The following is a 20,595-nucleotide window of genomic DNA, read 5'->3' as shown; positions in this document are numbered from 1 at the left end:
AGTGAGTAAGAGCAAGGATTTTATCGTTGTAAAAGGTGCTAGAGCACATAACTTAAAAAATATTGATGTAACCATTCCGAGAAATCAGCTTGTCGTTGTAACGGGATTGTCTGGTTCGGGGAAATCATCATTAGCATTTGATACGATTTATGCAGAAGGGCAGCGCAGATACGTAGAATCGTTATCTGCGTATGCGCGCCAGTTTTTAGGACAAATGGATAAGCCGGATGTAGATACGATTGAAGGATTGTCACCAGCGATTTCAATCGATCAAAAAACGACGAGTCGTAATCCACGTTCAACTGTCGGAACGGTAACGGAGATTTATGATTATTTACGTTTATTATTTGCGCGAATTGGTACGCCAATTTGTCCAAATCATGGGATTGAAATTACATCACAAACAGTAGAGCAGATGGTAGACCGTGTTCTTGAATATCCTGAACGTACGAAATTACAAGTGTTAGCTCCTATCGTTTCTGGGCGTAAAGGTGCACATGTGAAAGTACTTGAAGATATTAAGAAGCAAGGATATGTTCGTGTACGTGTTGATGGTGAAATGCTTGATGTGTCTGAAGAGATTACGTTAGATAAAAATAAGAAGCATTCTATTGAAGTTGTAATTGACCGTATTGTTGTAAAAGAAGGAATCGCAAGCCGTCTTGCTGATTCACTTGAAAGTGCATTAAAGCTTGGCGGAGGCCGAGTGTTAATCGATGTAATGGGAGAAGAGGAACTTCTATTTAGTGAACATCATGCTTGTCCACATTGTGGTTTTTCAATCGGAGAATTAGAGCCGCGTATGTTCTCATTCAACAGTCCGTTTGGAGCGTGTCCTTCTTGTGATGGACTTGGTTCAAAGCTAGAGGTAGATTTAGAGCTTGTTATCCCGAACTGGGATTTATCATTAAATGAACATGCGATTGCACCTTGGGAACCGACAAGTTCACAATACTATCCACAACTTTTACAATCTGTATGTAATCACTACGGCGTTGATATGGATATGCCTGTGAAAGATATACCGAAAGATTTATTTGATAAAGTGTTGTACGGAAGCGGGGAAGAGAAGGTTTATTTCCGCTATGTAAATGAATTCGGTCAAGTAAAGGAAAATGAGATTTTATTTGAAGGTGTTATTCCAAACATTGAACGTCGTTATCGTGAAACGAGTTCTGATTACATTCGTGAGCAAATGGAAAAGTATATGGCAGAACAAGCGTGTCCGAAGTGTAAAGGCGGCCGCTTAAAACCTGAAAGCTTAGCTGTTTTTGTTGGTGATAAAACGATTGCTGACGTAACGAAGTATTCAGTTCAAGAAGTACAAGAATTTTTCTCGAATGTAGAGCTAACGGAGAAGCAACAAAAAATAGCTCATTTAATTTTAAGAGAAATTCAGGAGCGCGTTGGATTCTTAGTGAACGTTGGTTTAGATTATTTAACGCTAAGTCGTGCGGCTGGTACGTTATCAGGTGGTGAGGCGCAGCGTATTCGCTTAGCAACGCAAATTGGTTCTCGTCTAACTGGCGTACTTTATATTCTTGATGAGCCTTCAATTGGTTTACACCAGCGCGATAACGATCGTCTTATTCGTACATTGCAAGAAATGCGCGATTTAGGTAATACATTAATCGTTGTTGAGCATGATGAAGATACGATGATGGCTGCTGATTATTTACTTGATATCGGACCAGGTGCAGGTATTCACGGTGGGCAAGTTGTATCGGCAGGGACACCAGCTGAAGTGATGCAAGATGATAATTCGTTAACAGGAAAATATTTAAGCGGTAAAGAGTTTATTCCAGTTCCACTTGAAAGACGTAAAGGTGACGGACGTAAAGTGGAGATTGTCGGCGCAAAAGAGAATAACTTAAAGAATGCAAAAATGTCATTCCCACTCGGTACGTTTGTAGCGGTAACAGGTGTATCTGGATCAGGTAAAAGTACGATGATTAATGAAGTACTATATAAATCGTTAGCGCAAAAGTTATATAAAGCGAAAGCGAAGCCAGGTACTCATAAAGAGATTAAAGGTCTTGAACATTTAGATAAAGTAATTGATATTGATCAATCGCCAATTGGTCGTACACCACGTTCTAATCCAGCGACGTACACAGGTGTATTCGATGATATTCGTGATGTGTTTGCACAAACGAACGAAGCTAAAGTGCGCGGATATCAAAAAGGACGTTTCAGCTTTAACGTAAAAGGTGGCCGTTGTGAAGCGTGCCGTGGTGATGGAATTATTAAAATCGAAATGCATTTCTTACCAGATGTGTATGTTCCGTGTGAAGTTTGTCACGGTAAACGATATAATCGTGAAACGTTAGAAGTGAAATATAAAGATAAGAATATTTCTGAAGTGTTAGGGATGACAATTGAAGATGGAGTAGAATTCTTTGCCAATATTCCTAAAATTAAGCGTAAACTTCAAACGCTTGTAGATGTTGGGCTTGGTTATATGAAATTAGGTCAACCAGCAACAACATTATCTGGTGGGGAAGCACAGCGTGTGAAATTAGCTTCTGAATTACACCGTCGTTCTACAGGTCGTACGTTATATATTTTAGATGAGCCAACGACTGGGTTGCATGCGCATGATATTGCACGTCTTCTAGAAGTGCTGCAACGTCTTGTTGAGAGTGGTGAGACGGTACTTGTAATTGAACATAATTTAGATGTGATTAAAACAGCTGATTATATTGTTGATCTTGGACCAGAAGGCGGGGACAAAGGTGGACAAATCGTCGCTTCGGGAACGCCAGAGCAAGTAGTAAAAGAAGAGCGCTCGTACACTGGTAAGTATTTAAAAGAGATTTTAAATCGTGATAAAGCAAGAATGAAAGAGAAAATAAAAGAAGTAGAGTTATCGCAATAAGTTTATTGATGAAAACCGAGTGGAAATGACGCTCGGTTTTTATTGTATAGGGGGAGAAGATGGAGTTTTTAGAGGTGTTAAGAAAGAAAAATATGAAGGTAAGAGAATTTCAAAGTTGGGGTGTATATTTTCGAAAGCGCTGGGAGGATCACTTTGCAAATCATTTAAGTGATAAAGAAAAAGAAGATATTTTTCTTCATGGAGATAGGTATGCATGTGGTTATCTATGGCACATATTTAGTTATGAGAAAAAGAAGTGTTTAGAGGGTAAAGAAGCGGAAAACGCGTTTCATAATGAAGTGAAAAAGGATTGCTACATTTTCTACCAACACTGTGATGAGGTACTGTTAATAAAGGATGCGAGTTTGTTACATATGGATGATATATTGTGTGAGACAGAAGATGCGTATAAAGGTGATATCTATATCGTAGATAAAGATTTCACTTGGGCCTTTGTAAAAACTCATGAACATAGGTGGTGTGGTCCTTATTTTGCGAGGAAGTGTTAGTAGGTATACAAGCATAAAGGGTAGAATAAGTTGATATAAGTGTTTGTATCATACTTGCGTTTATTATCTATTAGCGTATGATGAAATATATATGTTTAAAAGGATGTGTAACGAAATGAGATGGATTGTATCACTTCTTGTAAATAGCGTTGTGTTAATCGCTGTATCGGGGCTTTTAAAAGGGATTGCACCAGATGCATTTTACGTAGCAAATATACAAACTGCAATTATTGCGAGTATTATATTGGCGGTTTTAAATGTGTTCGTAAAGCCGTTTTTAATTTTAATTACGCTACCAATTACTGTTGTAACTTTCGGCTTCTTCTTAATTGTTATTAATGCGATTACGTTAAAAATAGCAGATTCATTATTAGGAGATGCTTTTAATATATCAGGATTTGGTGTAGCGATTGTTGCGGCAATTTGTATTTCAATTTTTAATATGATTATTGAGAAGGCAATTGTGGAACCTCTATATGAAAAAAAGAGAAAATGACAAAAAGAAAAACATTTCATTATTCGTATGAAATGTTTTTTTCTATTTATTAGAAACCGTATTTCTTGTTTCCAGAAAAAAATGGTACAATATCCGGTAGAATGGAATTTTACATCAAACGAGACTGAACCCGCAGCGGAGTGGAGGTTTATACATATGCCAAAAGTAAGGACAAAAGATTTAATTGAACAATTTCAATTGGAGTTAATAAGTGGTGAGGAAGGAATTCATCGTCCGATTGATACAAGTGATTTATCACGACCTGGAATTGAAATGGCAGGATTCTTTACATATTATCCAGCTGATCGCGTGCAGCTTCTTGGAAAAACGGAGCTCACGTTCTTTGATACGTTAACAACAGAGCAAAAACAAGAGAGAATGAAAGCGCTTTGTACCGAGGAGACGCCATGTATTATTATAACTCGTAATCAAGATGTACCAGATGAGTTATTACAAGCATCACGTGAATCAGGCATGCCTTTATTACGTTCTTCTCAAACGACAACGAGATTATCAAGTCGTTTAACTAATTATTTAGAAGGTAAGCTAGCACCAACAACTGCTGTTCATGGTGTATTAGTAGATATTTACGGTGTTGGTGTTTTAATTACAGGTCAAAGTGGTGTTGGTAAAAGTGAGACAGCTCTTGAACTTGTGAAGCGTGGTCACCGCCTTGTTGCGGATGATAGTGTAGAAATTCGCCAAGAAGATGAAGACACATTAGTAGGAAGCTCACCAGATTTAATTGAGCATTTATTAGAAATTCGTGGTCTAGGTATCATTAACGTTATGACGTTATTCGGTGCAGGGGCAGTGCGAAATTATAAGCGTATTACACTTGTTATTAATCTTGAAATTTGGGATCAAAAGAAAAACTATGATCGCTTAGGTCTTGATGAAGAGAAGATGAAAATTATTGATACAGAACTTACGAAGATTACACTTCCAGTTCGTCCTGGTCGAAACTTGGCTGTTATTATTGAAGTAGCAGCGATGAACTTCCGTTTAAAGCGTATGGGAGTCAATGCAGCACAGCAGTTCTCAGAACGATTAATGAGTGCGATTGAGTTAGGGAATCAGGAGTAAACATTGGAGAGGGAGGTCATACATATGCTGTTAGGTTCTGTACCGCAGCTTGACCGCGTAGCTGTCCAACTTGGGCCGTTTCCTGTTTATTGGTACGGGATTATTATCGGTACAGGTGTGCTATTAGGTCTTTGGCTAGCAACTCGCGAGGGAGAAAGGCTAGGTATTCCAAAAGATACATTTGTTGACCTTGTATTAATTGCAGTACCGATCGCTATTCTATTTGCGAGAATGTACTATGTTATTTTTGAATGGGAATATTACGCGCAAAACCCGAGTCAAATTATTAATATTCGTCAAGGTGGCTTGGCGATTCATGGTGGTTTAATCGGAGCGGTTATTACAGGGATTCTTTTTGCAAAGCGACGCGGGGTTTCATTCTGGAAGTTGGCGGATATTGCTGCACCAAGTATTTTATTAGGACAAGCAATTGGCCGATGGGGAAACTTTATGAACCAAGAGGCGCATGGTGATGAAGTAACGAGACAGTTTTTAGAAGGTCTTCATTTACCAGATTTCATTATTAATCAAATGTATATTGAGGGTGTGTACTATCATCCGACGTTTTTATATGAATCATTATGGAATTTTGCAGGTGTAATTTTACTACTTGCATTAAGAAAAGTGAATTTACGCCGCGGGGAATTATTCTTCACATATTTAATTTGGTATTCAGTAGGACGCTTCTTCGTAGAAGGCTTACGTACTGATAGTTTAATGCTAGGACCACTTCGTATTGCACAAGTAATGTCAATTGGACTTGTTGTTATTTCTATTATTTTCATTATTGTGAGACGAAAAATGGGGCAAGCTGATAAAAGATATTCGGAAAATTAGAGAAAAGTAGCATCTTATTATAAGATGCTGCTTCTTTCATATTCAGGAAGGCGAAAGGACTAAGGCAATGAGAATAAATACAGTGTTATTTGATTTAGATGGAACTTTAATTAATACAAACGAACTTATTATTTCTTCTTTTTTACATACTTTAAATACGTATTATCCAAATCAATATAAGCGTGAAGATGTGTTGCCATTTATCGGTCCATCTTTGCATGATACTTTCAGTAAGATTGATGAAAGTAAGGTTGAAGAGATGATTACAAGTTATCGCGAATTTAACCATGATCATCATGATGAATTAGTAGAAGAATATGAAACTGTATATGAAACAGTTCGAGAGTTGAAGAAGCAAGGTTATAAAGTTGGTATTGTTACAACGAAAGCGAGACAAACCGTTGAGATGGGATTACAGTTGTCAAAGCTTGATGAATTTTTTGATGTTGTCGTGACAATTGATGATGTAGAGCATGTGAAACCACATCCAGAGCCACTTCAAAAAGCGCTTGAATTATTAGATGCAAAACCAGAAGAGGCATTGATGGTTGGAGATAATCATCATGATATTGTCGGTGGTCAAAATGCGGGGACGAAAACAGCTGCGGTTTCATGGACGCTGAAAGGTAGAGCGTATTTAGAGGCTTACAAGCCGGACTTTATGCTAGATAAAATGAGTGATTTGCTACCAATTTTGTCTAATATGAACCGTTCATAAAGGTCCAAGTAAGTTAGTAGAGGAGCGAGCTAAGTGCGACGGACAACGCGCTATCCTGTTTCAGGAGAAAATTCATTATGGAATGTGTATAAAACAGTGTCTTTTTGGAAGGTAATGAAAAACTTTATTATTATCCAAATTGCGCGTTACACGCCATTTTTATCTGTGAAGAATTGGTTGTACCGTACTTTTTTACGGATGAAAGTAGGAAAGAAAACATCATTTGCGCTTATGGTAATGCCGGATATTATGTTCCCGGAAAAGATAACTGTGGGAGAGAATTCGATTATTGGCTATAATACAACGCTTTTAGCGCATGAATATTTAATTCGTGAATATCGACTTGGGGAAATCGTCATTGGAAATGAAGTGATGATTGGAGCGAATGTAACAATATTACCAGGTGTGAAAATTGGAGACGGTGCGACTGTCTCAGCTGGCACACTTGTTCATAGAGATGTACCGAGCGGTGCTTTCGTAGGTGGAAATCCAATGCGTATTATTTATACGAAAGAGCAAATGACCGCAAGAGAAGGTTCATGGTGAAAATGTAACATTTCTCCTCTTTTTTTATGAATAAAAAGGAAATAATTGAGTATAATATACTGTTTTGTTTTTTACGGAATCGTTTATACTTATAGATAGAAGAATGTGTGAGCGAAGAAAACAAAAAACTGGAGGATATATGGGGAAAAATCAAAGGATATATAAGGAGAACGGACAAGTTATCTCTTTTAATCAATTAGCGGACTTCTTTTATAAAAAAGGGATGAGAGCTTACAAAGGGCAAAAATTGCAAGATGCAATTAAATATTTTCGAAGAGCGGCACAAAGTGAGAAGGAGCCGTTTATTTTATGTCAATTAGCAACAGTATTATCTGAGGCTGGTGAATATCAAGAGTCGAACCAAATATTCTTAAAGTTAGTTAGATCTAATCCAGAACTTGAACAGTGCTATTATTTTATTGCAAATAATTATGCATATATGGGGTTATTTCAACAGGCGAAGAAATATGCGGATCGTTATTTAGAAGTTGCAAAAGAGAAGGAATTCGTAGAAGATACATTAGAACTTCTTGAGATTATGGAAGAAGAAGCAATGGGTGCGGAAGAGATTGAAGATGAAGATGATTTAATTGTTATGCAGGAAGAAGCGAATCGTTATATTCGTAATGGACAATTGGAAGAAGCAATTGCTACATTAGAAATTGTTACGAAAGATTATCCGGAATTTTGGTCAGGTCATAATAATTTAGCCATTGCACATTTTCAATCGGGTAATGTAGACAAAGCACTGAAGTTAACAGAAATGATTTTAGAGAAAAATCCTGGTAATATACATGCGCTTTGTAATACGCTTATTTTTCTATATTCAATTGGAGAGCATAAACAAGTAGAAGCGTTAGCGGGACAGCTAGTTTCGGTATATCCGATTTCATTTGAACATCGTTTGAAACTGGGAACTACACTTGCAACAATTGGTTATTTCGAGCATGCATATAAATGGTTCAAACTATTAAAGCGTCAAGGGTACGAAGGAGACGTTAGTTTTTATTATTGGTTTGCATATTCTGCGTATATGGTGAAAGATCAGCAACTAGCTGAAAAAATGTGGCAACATGTCGTGGAATTGCATCCTGATAAAAAGGGAAAAGAACCGTGGAATGCGCTGAATTTAGCAGATGAAGGACAAAACGTGTTATTTGAAGAATTACGAAAATCATTTCAGCAAAGTGCGACGCTAGAAGAACAAATGCTAGCTTTATATTTAATGAATGAATTGTCAACGCCGGAGAAGGTTGGATTCTTCTTTGATATAACGCAAGCGAAGAACGGTGTTCCCATCGTATCGCAACTTGCAAAGTACTTCTTTTTACTTAATAGTCATAAGAGTATTCCAGCTGATTTACAACAATTTGAGCAGTGCGCGAGAATCGCGGATGCCTTATACAATTATACGAAAAAAGATGATGAATTAATTGAAGAGTGTTTACACTTTTGGTTTTGTACGTTCATACGTTTATATACATCTGGAGACATATTTACAAATGTGTACGGCTGGTCAGCTGCGATTGAATACATTGTACGCGGCGAACAAGGAAATAAAATGACACAGTCGGAGCTTGGGGATGTATATAATGTATCTGTAGCGACTGTCCGAAAGTATGTGCAAGCTGTTAAGCGTACGCACACATAAGATAAGCAAATCATTGGGAAAAAAATGATGCTAACAGTATAATGAGGGTAACTTAATTGTGTAGGAATGGATAGGAGTGAATAGTGTGTCAGAAGAAAAAATTTATGATGTCGTTATTATTGGTGCAGGACCAGCTGGTATGACAGCTGCAGTATATACATCTCGTGCAAATTTAAGCACATTAATGCTTGAGCGTGGTATTCCAGGTGGCCAAATGGCAAACACGGAAGATGTAGAAAACTACCCAGGTTATGAGTCTATTTTAGGACCAGACTTATCAAATAAAATGTTCGAGCATGCGAAGAAATTTGGTGCTGAATATGCATACGGTGATGTGAAAGAAGTCATCGATGGTAAAGAATACAAAACAATTATTGCTGGTAAAAAAGAATATAAAGCACGTGCAATTATCGTTGCAAGCGGTGCAGAGTATAAAAAAATTGGTGTACCGGGTGAAACAGAACTTGGCGGCCGTGGTGTATCATATTGTGCAGTATGTGATGGGGCATTCTTTAAAGGAAAAGAACTTATCGTAATTGGCGGTGGAGATTCTGCTGTTGAAGAGGGTGTGTTCTTAACACGCTTCGCATCAAAAGTAACGATCGTTCACCGTCGTGACACGCTTCGTGCACAGAAAATTTTACAAGACCGTGCTTTCCAAAACGAAAAAGTAGATTTCATTTGGAACCACACTATAAAAGAAATTAACGAAGCAAGCGGTAAAGTAGGAAGTGTAACACTTGTAGACGTAAACAGTGGAGAAGAGAAAGAAGTCAAAACTGACGGCGTATTCGTATACATCGGTATGTTACCATTATCAAAACCATTTGTTGAACTAGGTATTACAAATGAAAATGGTTACCTTGAAACGAACGAACGTATGGAAACTAAAATCCCTGGTATTTTCGCAGCTGGTGATGTTCGTGAAAAAATGCTTCGTCAAATTGTAACTGCAACAGGTGACGGTAGTATTGCAGCACAAAGTGCACAACATTACGTAGAAGAATTATTAGAGGAATTAAAAACTGTATCAGAAAAATAAGGGATAATATACCTTGTGAGAAGAAAGCTACCGACAGGAGCTTTCTTCTTTTTTTGTGTGAAAATGTCAAAGTATTGTCAAAAAATATAAGGATTATAAGCTTTCTTATTGATATACTGGACTTTACGGAAAAATCACTATAAGAAATGAGGAATTTATTCAGTATGGAATGGCGTAATATATATCGTGGATTTTGTATGGGCGTTAGTGATTTAATTCCTGGTGTGAGCGGCGGTACAATCGCTGTTGTGTTAGGGATTTATGAACAATTGCTTGCGGCAATTAGTGGATTCTTTAGTCGTGAATGGAAAAAACATTTAGGGTTTTTAATTCCACTTGCAGCTGGTGTGGCAGCAGCGTTTTTAACGTTAAGTCATGTTATTAAATATTTACTTGCAAATCATTATGAACCGACTCAATTTTTCTTCCTCGGTTTAATCATTAGTATATTACCGATGTTAATGAGAGAAGCTGATGCAAAGTCGTCGTTTAAAGGTAAGCACATTGTTTTATTAATAGTTGCAGCAATTCTTGTTGCGATCACAGCTTTCTTTAAACCAGATAAGGCAGCAGATCCAATTACGACGTTAACAATTTTAAATGCAATTGGTTTATTTTTCGCAGGATGGATGGCTAGTATGGCTATGCTACTTCCTGGGATTAGTGGATCGTTTATTTTATTAATTATTGGTGTGTATCCAACAGCAATTAACGCTTTAACTACACTTAACTTACCTTTAATCGTGGTTATCGGTGCTGGTGTTATGGTTGGATTTGTTGTAAGTAGTAAAGGCATTAGTTTTTTATTAGATCGTTATAAAAGTATGACATTTGCGGCAATTATTGGACTAGTTATCGGTTCGATTGTAATTGTGTTCCCTGGTATTCCAACTGGTGGATTTTCAATTATAAGTTCAATTATTACCTTTATTTTAGGATTTGCGATTGTTACTTATTTCGGTAAGAAATAAGGGCTTTAATCCCCTTGGCGATAAAAATCGTTAAGGGGATTTTTCATGCTATTCATTAAAAGTCTAAGCATTTACATTGCTTGTTATGGAAAGCTTTTTTAAAATTGTTGAGTAGCGTATGCTTAGCGAAAGAGGACTGGCTCCTTCGTTGTAGCAAACTGTTTTTGATAGTATAATGAAAGAAGTATGCAGTGAGAAATTTTACTGCAAGTAGCTGAGGTGAAGAAACATGCAAAGAGTGACAAACTGTGTGTTAATTAGAGATAATGAAGTACTCTTACTCCAAAAACCTCGCCGAAATTGGTGGGTTGCACCAGGCGGGAAAATGGAGCGTGGTGAGACTGTAAGAGATTCCGTTGTTCGCGAATATCGCGAAGAAACAGGTATTTATTTGAAAAACCCAGCGTTAAAGGGGGTCTTCACCTTTGTCATCCAAGAAGGTGATAAAGTTGTTTCTGAATGGATGATGTTCTCCTTTTTAGCGACAGATTTTGCAGGAGAAAACAAACTAGAGAGCGAAGAAGGCATCATTGGTTGGCATACATTTGATAAAATTGATGATTTAGCAATGGCGCCAGGAGATTATCACATTATTGATTATTTAATTAAAGGAAATGGCATAATCTACGGTACATTTGTATATACCCCAGATTTTGAGTTGCTTTCATATCGATTAGATCCGAGTTAAACCGTCAAGGAGAGGATACGATGACAGAGAATAATGATATAAAAATGGTAATTATTACAGGGATGTCTGGAGCTGGAAAAACAGTAGCTTTACAAAGTTTTGAAGATTTAGGATATTTTTGTGTAGATAATTTACCACCGATGTTATTGCCAAAGTTTATTGAGCTTATGGCGGATTCAAAAGGGAAAATGAATAAAGTGGCACTTGGTATTGATTTACGTGGCCGCGAGTTTTTCGAGCATTTATGGGGAGCACTTGATGATTTATCAGAACGTACATGGATTATTCCTCATATTTTATTTTTAGATGCGAAAGATAGTACGCTTGTAACTCGTTATAAAGAAACGAGACGTTCGCATCCACTTGCACCAACTGGTTTGCCGTTAAAGGGAATCGAAGCAGAGCGCAATTTATTAACAGATATGAAGGCACGAGCAAATATTGTGCTTGATACATCGGATTTAAAACCGAAAGAATTACGTGAAAAAATTGTTCACTTGTTCTCAACAGAAACTGAGCAAGCATTTCGTGTAAATGTTATGTCATTTGGATTTAAGTACGGTATTCCAATTGATGCAGATTTAGTATTTGATGTTCGTTTTTTACCAAATCCATATTACATTCCACATATGAAGCCATTAACAGGACTAGATGAAGAAGTTTCTTCGTATGTACTGAAATTTAATGAGACACATAAGTTTTTAGAGAAGTTGACGGATCTGATTACTTTCATGCTGCCTCATTATAAAAGAGAAGGCAAAAGTCAACTTGTAATTGCAATTGGATGTACAGGTGGACAGCATCGTTCTGTTACGCTTACAGAATACCTTGGGAAACATTTGAAACCAGAGTATAGTGTTCATGTATCTCATCGTGATGTGGAGAAGAGAAAGGGCCATTAAGGGATGAAAAAAGAGAGAAAGCCTAAAATTGTCATCATGGGAGGCGGGACTGGACTTTCTGTTTTATTAAGAGGATTAAAGCAATATCCTGTTGATATTACAGCAGTTGTTACAATCGCTGATGATGGTGGCAGTTCGGGTAGATTACGTGATGAGCTAGAAATTCCACCTCCAGGTGACATCCGTAACGTACTTGTTGCGTTATCGGATGTAGAGCCACTGGTGGAAGCTTTATTTCAGCACCGTTTCACAACAGGAGACGGACTGAAAGGTCATGCGTTAGGAAATCTATTGTTGGCAGGTATGACCTCGATTACAGGAGACTTTTTCCATGCAATTACGGAAACAAGTAAAGTATTAAATGTCAGAGGACGTGTATTACCAGCAGCGAATCAAAGTGCGGTACTTCATGCGGAACTTGAAGATGGGGAAATTGTAACAGGTGAATCAAAGATTCCTTATTACGGAAAGAAGATTAATCGTGTCTTTTTAACTCCAGAAGATGTAGAGCCATTGCATGAAACGTTGGCTGAGATTAAACGAGCTGATTTACTTGTTTTCGGCCCAGGAAGTTTGTATACGAGTATATTACCCAACTTAGTTGTTAACAAAATTGGGGACGCTGTTCTTGCTGCAAAGGCGAAGAAGGTATATGTATGTAACGTTATGACACAAGCGGGTGAAACGATGGGATATACTGCTTTTGATCATGTGCAGGCGTTACACGATCATTTAGGGCAACCATTTATTAATACTGCAATTGTAAATAACCGTGAGATTCCTTGTGAATTACGTAAGTTATATGAGGAAGAAATGTCTACACCAGTTGTAGTGGATGAAGAACGTTTTGCTGAAAATAATATTGATGTTATTCAAGAGGGATTAGCGAAGTATGATGATCGTGTTGTAAGGCATGATACGTTAAAGTTAGCTTCGATTTTATATTCATTGTTATAAATGTGCGTTGCCTCGTTTGAGGTGGCGCTCCTCATTCATATAGGACAAGAATTTTGTTCCATAATAATCGTATAAGGAGGTGTTGACTGTGTCATTTGCATCAGAAACAAAGAAAGAGTTGACGAATCTTGAAGTGAAAGAATGCTGTGAGAAAGCAGAATTATCGGCGTTACTTCGAATGAACGGATCGCTTTCTTTTTCAAACCGTCGTCTATCTATCGATATTCAAACAGAAAATGCGGCAATTGCAAGAAGGATTTATACGCTTTTGAAAAAAGGATATGATGTGACGGTAGAATTACTTGTTCGTAAAAAAATGCGATTGAAGAAAAATAATGTATATATCGTAAGGCTTGTTGAAAAGTCTCGCGAAATATTAGCCGATCTTCATATCGTTCGAGATGACTTTTCATTTATTCGAAATATATCACAAGAATTGATTGAGAAGAAGTGTTGTAAACGATCGTATTTACGCGGTGCATTTTTAGCAGGTGGTTCAGTAAATAACCCAGAAACATCATCTTATCATTTAGAGATCTTTTCGTTATATAAGGAACATAATGATGCTATATGTGAACTGATGAACGGATTTGATTTAAATAGTAAGACGTTGGAAAGAAGAAAAGGGTACATTACGTATTTGAAAGAAGCGGAGAAAATTACGGAATTTTTAAATATTATTGGTGCTCATAATGCACTTTTAAGGTTTGAAGATATTCGAATCGTACGTGATATGCGTAATTCCGTAAATCGTTTAGTGAACTGCGAAACAGCTAATTTAAATAAAACAATTGGTGCAGCGCTAAGGCAGATTGAAAATATCCGCTATATTGATGAGACGGTTGGTCTTGATATATTGCCAGATAAACTACAAGAGATTGCGCAACTACGAAGAGATTATCAAGATGTAACATTGAAAGAGTTAGGTGAGATGGTATCCGGGGGGAAAATTAGTAAATCGGGTATTAATCATCGTTTGCGTAAAATCGATGAAATTGCAGAGAAATTACGCGCGGGGGAAACGGTAGCAAAAAAATAAGAGGTTAAAGGGGAAATGGAGCTGTGGTTCAAAAACGAGTTCAGGTTTCATTAAAAAACGGTTTACAAGCACGTCCGGCTGCGTTGTTTGTACAAGAGGCAAATCGCTTTCATGCAGATATCTTTATTGAGAAAGATGGAAAGACAGTAAATGCAAAGAGCATAATGGGGATTATGAGCTTAGCAATTGGAACTGGAAGCATGATAACAATTACAACAGAAGGTTCAGATGCAGAAGAGGCTTTAGAAGCATTAGCTGCATATGTACAATAAAGAGCTATCGCGTATATGCGATAGTTTTTTTGTTTTGTTGTTTGTGCGGATTAGCGGGGAGGGGTATTTAGCTGGTTTGTCCTTGTCGGAGATTGTCGGTAAATCGATATGTTGTGTCGAACCGTTGATATATTAAAAAAATCGTTGATATAATTTGAGTTTTGTTCGATATAATTGCAAAATCGTTGATATATTTAGAGGGATACTGGATGGGGTATGTGAGCGGGGAACAATATATAAAAGAAGCGCCCACTTATAGGGCGCTTCCACTTTTAGTTATATCTAGCTCTAGCGGTTAGAATCTCCGGTTGTTTCGCCCCTTCATTCGAGGCAAAAAGCGCCTCGGAATCAGGGGCTCCATCGCCCTGCGATTCTAAACGAGCCGCTTTCGCTTTTTAGTATTAACGATTTGTAAAGATCTTATCGATTAAACCGTATTCTAAAGCTTTTTCAGCTGTCATGAAGTTGTCGCGGTCTGTGTCGCGTTGTAGTACTTCAAGTGGTTGACCAGTGCGGTCAGCAAGAATTTGGTTTAGTTTTTCACGTAAGAATAGGATACGTTTTGCAGCGATTTCGATTTCAGTTGCTTGACCTTGTGCTCCACCAAGTGGTTGGTGAATCATTACTTCACTGTTTGGAAGTGCATAACGTTTTCCTTTTTCACCTGCTGCAAGTAAGAATGCACCCATAGATGCAGCCATACCGATACAGATTGTTGATACTTGTGGTTTAATAAACTGCATTGTATCATAGATTGCCATACCCGCTGTGATAGAACCACCAGGGCTGTTGATGTAGATGTGAATATCTTTTTCTGGATCTTGAGATTCCAAGAATAAAAGCTGGGAAACGATTGAGTTAGCTACGTTGTCATCAATTGCACTACCAAGCATAATGATGCGGTCTTTTAATAGTCGAGAGTAAATATCGTAAGCGCGTTCTCCACGATTTGTTTGTTCAATTACTGTAGGAATTAAATTCATCTGTTATTTCCTCCTTATAAAGCTTTCTTAGTCTTATAATACAATTATGGTCAATAAAGGTCAAACGAAACCACTTTAAATCAAAAAAATATGTAGTTGTACCATGAAATATTCGCTATGTTTTCGAAATTCCCTGCTTATGTATCTTCAACATCATAACCGAATTACATAAATTTAAACGTTACGAAAACTGGAGAAAAAAGAAAAGAACGCCTTTTAACTGAAGCGTTCTTTCGATAATTAGTCTTTTAAAAGATAGGTTACTTTATTTAAAATCTTTTCGATTTGTTTCGCGTTTTTACTATACATTTCGCTTGCTGATTTCGACTTTGTTTCTAGGGAAAATAGTTCAAGATCAGCATGACATTTTTTTAAAGATGCTAATAATAAAGGTTTGTTTTGAGGAGAAGGCATTTGGAGTTTGTCATTGTAAATGTCGATAGTAAGTTGTCCGTATGAATCGACTTGACCGAGAAAGACATTTTCAATAACAACGCCGAGTTTTTCTAATTCTGAATGTAACCAAGCGCGGTTATGCCCGCTTGCTGAAAGAGGTTCATCTAGTACATTTCCATCCATAATAACAGTTTGTGGTTCTTTTTCATTCGGTACTTTTAAACCGATGTCTTTTGCAGTAAGTGGCTGAGAATCTTTCTTTAATAGTACATTTAATTCTCCACTCGGTTCTAAGACAGCAAATTCGACTTCAGCTACGCTGAACGCACTTTTCCCTCGGAGTAGTTCCAGTAATTCGTCACTCGTATATTTTTCTTTCTTTAAGTTATCTTCGAGTATCTTTCCATCTTTTATTAATACGGTAGATTTCCCTTCAAAGAAATCCCGAGCTGTTTTGTTCTTTAAGGAGAGGATTCCTGTGAAAAAAGGTACCGCAGCGAAAATGAGTATCGCAAAGACGCCGTGGAAAAATTTCGAATCGAGCCCTGTAGATACTTGGGCAGCGATGTCACCGATTGTCATTCCGGCAATGTATTCAAAAAAGGAGAGCTGAGAGATTTGTCTTTTCCCTAACCATTTCGTAATAGCGAATAAAATAATTAATATGAATACAGAGCGAAGAATGACAAGTGTCCATTCCGGCAGGTGAGACATAGTCATTTCCTCCAGTCTACTTAAAACCCTTTATATTGAGGTTCTTCACGTTCTAATACTGAAACTCTATTCTGTAAATCAGCGATGACGTTGTCCATTTCTAACATACATTCATGAAATACGCGTTTGGATTCGTCGTCTTGTGAATTTAATGAAAGAGAGCTTAAACTTGCTTGAGCTCCTCTTACACTAGCAAGGCAAGTTTTTACGCTAGCGATAACAGTCATACAAACACTCCTTATCCTTTCGGTTTAAATAACAATGCACCTATGAAGCCGAAAATAATAGCCGCGGATACGCCGGCGCTCGTTACTTTAAACATGCCAGTAATAACGCCAACGATGCCATGTTTTGCAGCTTCTTCCATTGCGCCATGAACAAGGGCATTACCAAAGCTTGTAATAGGTACAGTTGCCCCGGCTCCAGCGAAATCAATTAATGGTTCATACAAATTGAATCCATCTAATATTGCTCCGGCAACAACGAGTGTTGCCATTGTATGAGCTGGTGTTAACTTGCCGACATCAAACATAAGTTGTCCGATTACGCATATGAGTCCGCCGATGACGAAAGCCCAGAAAAAAATCATTGCGTTGCACCTCCAAATTCAATCGAAACGGCGTGAGCGATACACGGAATCGTTTCTTCTTGTTGGAATGTAAGTGGAGATAGTAAAGCGCCTGTCGCAACGACAAGTATTTTTTTGAACTCTCCTCTTTTCATTCGGTTTAATAAATGCCCGTATACGACTGTTGCGGAACATCCAGGCCCGCTAGCACCAGCTATGACAGGTTGTCCTTCTCTATAAATGATAATTCCGCAATCTTGAAATTGTTCGCTCGTTACTTTCGTTCCGTGTTTATGTAGTAAGTCATAAGCAATTTCGCGTCCTACATGTCCGAGATCGCCTGTTACGATTAAATCGTAGTAAGAGGCATCAATTTGGCGTTCACGTAAATGGGCTTCAATTGTATCAACTGCAGCTGGAGCCATTGCGCCTCCCATATTAAACGGATCCGTTAATCCCATATCAACCACTCGTCCGATTGTTGCAGAGGTTACTCTTGGACCATGTCCAGTATCGCTTAAAATGGCGGCTCCTGCTCCGGTTACTGTCCACTGTGCAGTAGGTGGCTTTTGTCCGCCGTATTCGGTAGGATAGCGGAATTGTTTTTCTACAGCTGTATTATGACTGGATGCACCAGTTAATAAATATTTTGCGCCTTTTGCATTTACGATACTTGCCCCAAGTGCTAAACCTTCCATAGAAGTAGAACAAGCCCCGAATAATCCGAGATAAGGAGTGCCGAGTGTGCGGCAAGCAAAGCTTGTTGGAGTGATTTGATTAATTAAATCTCCTGCGAGTACGAATTGAATATCGTCTTTACGAAGTTCTGCTTTTTCAGTAGCGCGGCTACAAGCTTCTTCGAATAAAATTTTATGTGCTTTTTCATAGGAATCTTGTCCAAGCCATAAATCTTCATGAAGGATATCGAAGTCTTCTGGGATGTTCCCCTTTGCTTCAAATGGTCCACCGACAACCCCTGTTGAGATAATGACTGGTTTGTTTTCAAATACCCACGTTCGGTGTCCTTGTAACATTTATAGCCCTCCCCATTGAACGAGAATCGTTTTAATAAGTGCGATGACGAAAGCGGAAAATACACCAAATAAAATAACAGAACCAGCTAGTTTAAACATATTGCCGCCAACGCCAAGGACAAATCCTTCCGTTCGATGCTCAATACATGCGGCAATAACAGAGTTACCAAATCCAGTAACAGGTACAGCTGTACCAGCACCAGCAAACTGTCCAAAACGATCGTATATACCAAATCCAGTTAGTAACATAGAAATGAAAATAAGAGTTGCGACTGTTGGATTTCCTGCTGAGCGTTCAGTGAAATCAAAATATGTGATGTAAAAAGTAGAAATAAGTTGTCCGATGAAGCAAATAAAACCACCGACGAAAAAGGCTTTTATACAATTTTTTAAGACAGGTCGTTTCGGTTCGCGTTCTTGTTCGAATTTTTTATACTCCTGTTGTACAGGGGTTAAGTTTTTATCTTTACTAGACATTGCAATCCTTCCTTTTCTTTTAAAAAGCGTTAAGTGTTAGACTCCATTTTTTTACCAATGAATTTTAATTGTTTATTAATTTCATCTTTAGATACTTCTTTTTCCTTAATTTTTCTTTCGAGTTTTTCGAGTAACATAAAGATTTTTTTATCTGTACTGACACGAACATCGAAAGTAGGATGCTCATCACTTAGCTGCTTTTGAAGCTTTTTACGAAGAGGTTTTAATCCAAACCTTTCGTGATGCTCAGGTGTAACTGCTATGTAGAGATCTAAATTTGAATTCACTGCTGTGCTTTTTATAATTTCATCCATAGCGAGAGCTCTTTTCTTCGCTCCTTGTGATATAGATTGATTAAAGGATTCCGTACTCGTCTTTGTTAACTTTGGACCTTTTTCTTTCTCCGTTCGTTTTGCTTCTTCTTTCACTTTTTTATCTAAAGGACTATTATCACATCCGGTAAAAGAGCTAAATAGAAGTGCAAATAATGCGGTTATGAGGCCGAGTTTTCGCATAATTATCATTCCATTTCTATTGCAATATGTAATGTGATAGAAAAAGGATGACTGCATATCATCCTTTTTCTATTTCACAGCAAGTCTGATTCGTTATTGCTGTGAGTATTGTGGTTCTTCTTGTTGGACTTCTTCAACGCGTGGGTTTAAAGAATCGATAATCGTTTGTGTTTGCTGCGCAGCTGTTTGGAAAAGTTGCTTAGCTTGTTGGTTATCCGTATCAAGAGCGAATCCCTCTAAGCTAGCTTGTGCACTTTTTAATCCAGAAACAGTTTGCTTTAGTTTCGTAATTACAGTCATTGAATGAAGCCCCCTTTGGAATATCAATTCAAAGATTATAATTTGTGAGTTGGGGTGAATTTATGATTGGAAAATTTAGGGGTGGAATAGATTTTATATGCTTTTAGCTAAGATGCATAAGGTATTACGGGGATATTTTTATTGATTTAGATGGATTTTATTGCTATTATTATGAGAAGAAAATGAAGTGTTTTCTATAATCATGCGCCCATAGCTCAGTCGGATAGAGCGGTGGTTTCCGGTACCACGTCTGCCGGGGGTTCGAATCCCTCTGGGCGCGTCAAAAAGTCCTAACTTACGTTTTGTAGGTTAGGACTTTTTTATTTATCTCATTATTTGAGGGTTAAACAAAACAAACTGATGGAAGTCTCATTTTATATGTGTACTTTCAAAATGCCTTGTCTCATTGCTTCTGTTAAAGCTTCGGAGCGTGATCCTACTTTTAATTTTTTGAAGATTTTTGTTAGGTTGTATTCTACAGCTCTTGAACTCATGTACAGTTCATCAGCAATTTGTTTATTGCTACTTCCTTTAGAGACGGATTCTAAGATTTCTAATTCTTTTTGTGTAAGAAGAGCGGTTTTATTTTCAAGTTGTTGAGTCGTTATATCGTCTGTACGTAGTTGACGTAATAACGAAATAGGAAGTAAAGTATATCCGTTTACAGCTGCACGAATTGCCATTAATAGCTCTTGTTGAGAAGCTGATTTACTAATAATGCCGCTGATACCAGAGTTTATTAATAAATTGAATTGGGATACATATTCAAAACCTGTATATAAAATGATTTTTGCATCTGTTTGAATATGTAATATTTTCTGGGCGAGTTCAATACCACTACAATTGGGCATATTCATATCCAAGAGGTATACGTCAAAAGGTGTAGCGTCACTTTTTATGAGTGCTTCCTGTTCATTTAAAATATATTCTGCTTGCATATCTTCTTCTAATTCAATCATGCTCTTTGTTCCTTCGCCTACAATTTGATGATCATCTACAATTAATACTCGAATCAT

The 20,595-nt window shown here is 37.6% G+C and carries 24 protein-coding genes and 1 tRNA gene; 16 read left to right on the top strand and 9 right to left on the bottom strand.

The window, feature by feature from the left end:
- Position 1 precedes the first annotated feature (1 nt).
- The 15 genes from uvrA (at position 2) to IBT51_RS13980 (ending at position 14,592) form a co-directional block, all read left to right on the top strand.
- Positions 2–2,878, top strand: a complete 2,877-nt coding sequence (gene uvrA, locus IBT51_RS14050; protein ID WP_000045587.1) for an excinuclease ABC subunit UvrA — start codon at positions 2–4, stop codon at positions 2,876–2,878.
- Between the two features lie 59 nt (positions 2,879–2,937).
- Positions 2,938–3,387: a DUF4275 family protein gene (locus IBT51_RS14045; protein ID WP_000394744.1), complete on the top strand. Its 450-nt coding sequence runs from the start codon at positions 2,938–2,940 to the stop codon at positions 3,385–3,387.
- Between the two features lie 115 nt (positions 3,388–3,502).
- Positions 3,503–3,883 carry a phage holin family protein gene (locus IBT51_RS14040; RefSeq protein ID WP_001267308.1) on the top strand — a complete coding sequence of 127 codons (381 nt, stop codon included), beginning with the start codon at positions 3,503–3,505 and terminating at the stop codon, positions 3,881–3,883.
- Between the two features lie 156 nt (positions 3,884–4,039).
- Positions 4,040–4,969 carry an HPr(Ser) kinase/phosphatase gene (gene hprK, locus IBT51_RS14035; RefSeq protein ID WP_001127251.1) on the top strand — a complete coding sequence of 310 codons (930 nt, stop codon included), beginning with the start codon at positions 4,040–4,042 and terminating at the stop codon, positions 4,967–4,969.
- 24 nt (positions 4,970–4,993) lie between these two features.
- Positions 4,994–5,806: a prolipoprotein diacylglyceryl transferase gene (gene lgt, locus IBT51_RS14030; RefSeq protein WP_000924240.1), complete on the top strand. Its 813-nt coding sequence runs from the start codon at positions 4,994–4,996 to the stop codon at positions 5,804–5,806.
- Between the two features lie 67 nt (positions 5,807–5,873).
- A complete protein-coding gene (gene ppaX / locus IBT51_RS14025) occupies positions 5,874–6,524 on the top strand; it encodes a pyrophosphatase PpaX (RefSeq protein WP_001222403.1) in 651 nt (216 codons plus the stop codon).
- Between the two features lie 33 nt (positions 6,525–6,557).
- A complete protein-coding gene (locus IBT51_RS14020; RefSeq protein ID WP_001255070.1) occupies positions 6,558–7,070 on the top strand; it encodes an acyltransferase in 513 nt (170 codons plus the stop codon).
- 139 nt (positions 7,071–7,209) lie between these two features.
- Positions 7,210–8,721 (top strand): tetratricopeptide repeat protein, encoded by a 1,512-nt coding sequence (locus tag IBT51_RS14015; RefSeq protein ID WP_000517723.1) that lies wholly within the window; start codon positions 7,210–7,212, stop codon positions 8,719–8,721.
- A gap of 85 nt (positions 8,722–8,806) precedes the next feature.
- A complete protein-coding gene (trxB, locus tag IBT51_RS14010; protein ID WP_001288078.1) occupies positions 8,807–9,763 on the top strand; it encodes a thioredoxin-disulfide reductase in 957 nt (318 codons plus the stop codon).
- 164 nt (positions 9,764–9,927) lie between these two features.
- A complete protein-coding gene (locus tag IBT51_RS14005; RefSeq protein ID WP_000455196.1) occupies positions 9,928–10,734 on the top strand; it encodes a DUF368 domain-containing protein in 807 nt (268 codons plus the stop codon).
- A 229-nt stretch (positions 10,735–10,963) separates the two neighbouring features.
- Entirely contained in the window at positions 10,964–11,422 is a 459-nt protein-coding gene (locus IBT51_RS14000) for an NUDIX hydrolase (protein ID WP_001190080.1), read from the top strand.
- A 20-nt stretch (positions 11,423–11,442) separates the two neighbouring features.
- Positions 11,443–12,324, top strand: coding sequence for an RNase adapter RapZ (gene rapZ / locus IBT51_RS13995; RefSeq protein ID WP_000138459.1), 882 nt, complete (start codon positions 11,443–11,445; stop codon positions 12,322–12,324).
- A gap of 3 nt (positions 12,325–12,327) precedes the next feature.
- Positions 12,328–13,281 (top strand): gluconeogenesis factor YvcK family protein, encoded by a 954-nt coding sequence (locus tag IBT51_RS13990; protein WP_000712187.1) that lies wholly within the window; start codon positions 12,328–12,330, stop codon positions 13,279–13,281.
- A gap of 88 nt (positions 13,282–13,369) precedes the next feature.
- Positions 13,370–14,320 carry a DNA-binding protein WhiA gene (gene whiA / locus IBT51_RS13985; protein WP_000006566.1) on the top strand — a complete coding sequence of 317 codons (951 nt, stop codon included), beginning with the start codon at positions 13,370–13,372 and terminating at the stop codon, positions 14,318–14,320.
- A gap of 23 nt (positions 14,321–14,343) precedes the next feature.
- Positions 14,344–14,592 carry an HPr family phosphocarrier protein gene (locus tag IBT51_RS13980; protein WP_000250307.1) on the top strand — a complete coding sequence of 83 codons (249 nt, stop codon included), beginning with the start codon at positions 14,344–14,346 and terminating at the stop codon, positions 14,590–14,592.
- 401 nt (positions 14,593–14,993) lie between these two features.
- Here the strand turns inward: IBT51_RS13980 and clpP are convergent, their stop codons facing one another.
- From clpP to IBT51_RS13940, 8 genes are all read right to left on the bottom strand, one after another.
- On the bottom strand, positions 14,994–15,575 hold the full coding sequence (clpP, locus tag IBT51_RS13975) for an ATP-dependent Clp endopeptidase proteolytic subunit ClpP (RefSeq protein ID WP_001049162.1): 582 nt from the start codon (positions 15,573–15,575) through the stop codon (positions 14,994–14,996).
- A 240-nt stretch (positions 15,576–15,815) separates the two neighbouring features.
- Positions 15,816–16,685 (bottom strand): DUF421 domain-containing protein, encoded by an 870-nt coding sequence (locus tag IBT51_RS13970; protein ID WP_053563375.1) that lies wholly within the window; start codon positions 16,683–16,685, stop codon positions 15,816–15,818.
- Between the two features lie 20 nt (positions 16,686–16,705).
- On the bottom strand, positions 16,706–16,912 hold the full coding sequence (locus IBT51_RS13965; RefSeq protein ID WP_053563376.1) for a DUF1657 domain-containing protein: 207 nt from the start codon (positions 16,910–16,912) through the stop codon (positions 16,706–16,708).
- Positions 16,913–16,923: 11 nt separating this feature from the next.
- On the bottom strand, positions 16,924–17,274 hold the full coding sequence (spoVAE, locus tag IBT51_RS13960; RefSeq protein WP_000575919.1) for a stage V sporulation protein AE: 351 nt from the start codon (positions 17,272–17,274) through the stop codon (positions 16,924–16,926).
- Positions 17,271–18,287, bottom strand: coding sequence for a stage V sporulation protein AD (spoVAD, locus tag IBT51_RS13955; RefSeq protein WP_000938972.1), 1,017 nt, complete (start codon positions 18,285–18,287; stop codon positions 17,271–17,273). The genes spoVAE and spoVAD overlap by 4 nt, the downstream gene beginning before the upstream one ends.
- Positions 18,288–18,764, bottom strand: coding sequence for a stage V sporulation protein AC (gene spoVAC / locus IBT51_RS13950; RefSeq protein WP_000095399.1), 477 nt, complete (start codon positions 18,762–18,764; stop codon positions 18,288–18,290). It abuts the gene before it with no gap.
- Positions 18,765–18,793: 29 nt separating this feature from the next.
- Positions 18,794–19,279: a YhcN/YlaJ family sporulation lipoprotein gene (locus IBT51_RS13945; RefSeq protein WP_001228545.1), complete on the bottom strand. Its 486-nt coding sequence runs from the start codon at positions 19,277–19,279 to the stop codon at positions 18,794–18,796.
- Between the two features lie 93 nt (positions 19,280–19,372).
- On the bottom strand, positions 19,373–19,579 hold the full coding sequence (locus IBT51_RS13940; RefSeq protein ID WP_000216166.1) for a DUF1657 domain-containing protein: 207 nt from the start codon (positions 19,577–19,579) through the stop codon (positions 19,373–19,375).
- A 204-nt stretch (positions 19,580–19,783) separates the two neighbouring features.
- Here IBT51_RS13940 and IBT51_RS13935 point away from each other — a divergent pair.
- A tRNA-Arg gene (locus IBT51_RS13935) sits at positions 19,784–19,859 on the top strand.
- A 94-nt stretch (positions 19,860–19,953) separates the two neighbouring features.
- Here the strand turns inward: IBT51_RS13935 and IBT51_RS13930 are convergent.
- Positions 19,954–20,595 carry a response regulator gene (locus IBT51_RS13930; protein WP_000621765.1) on the bottom strand — a complete coding sequence of 214 codons (642 nt, stop codon included), beginning with the start codon at positions 20,593–20,595 and terminating at the stop codon, positions 19,954–19,956.

The sequence above is a fragment of the Bacillus sp. S71 genome, assembly GCF_016625265.1.
GTDB classification, from domain to species: Bacteria; Bacillota; Bacilli; order Bacillales; family Bacillaceae_G; genus Bacillus_A; species Bacillus_A cereus.
This window is presented reverse-complemented; position numbering and strand designations above follow the sequence as displayed.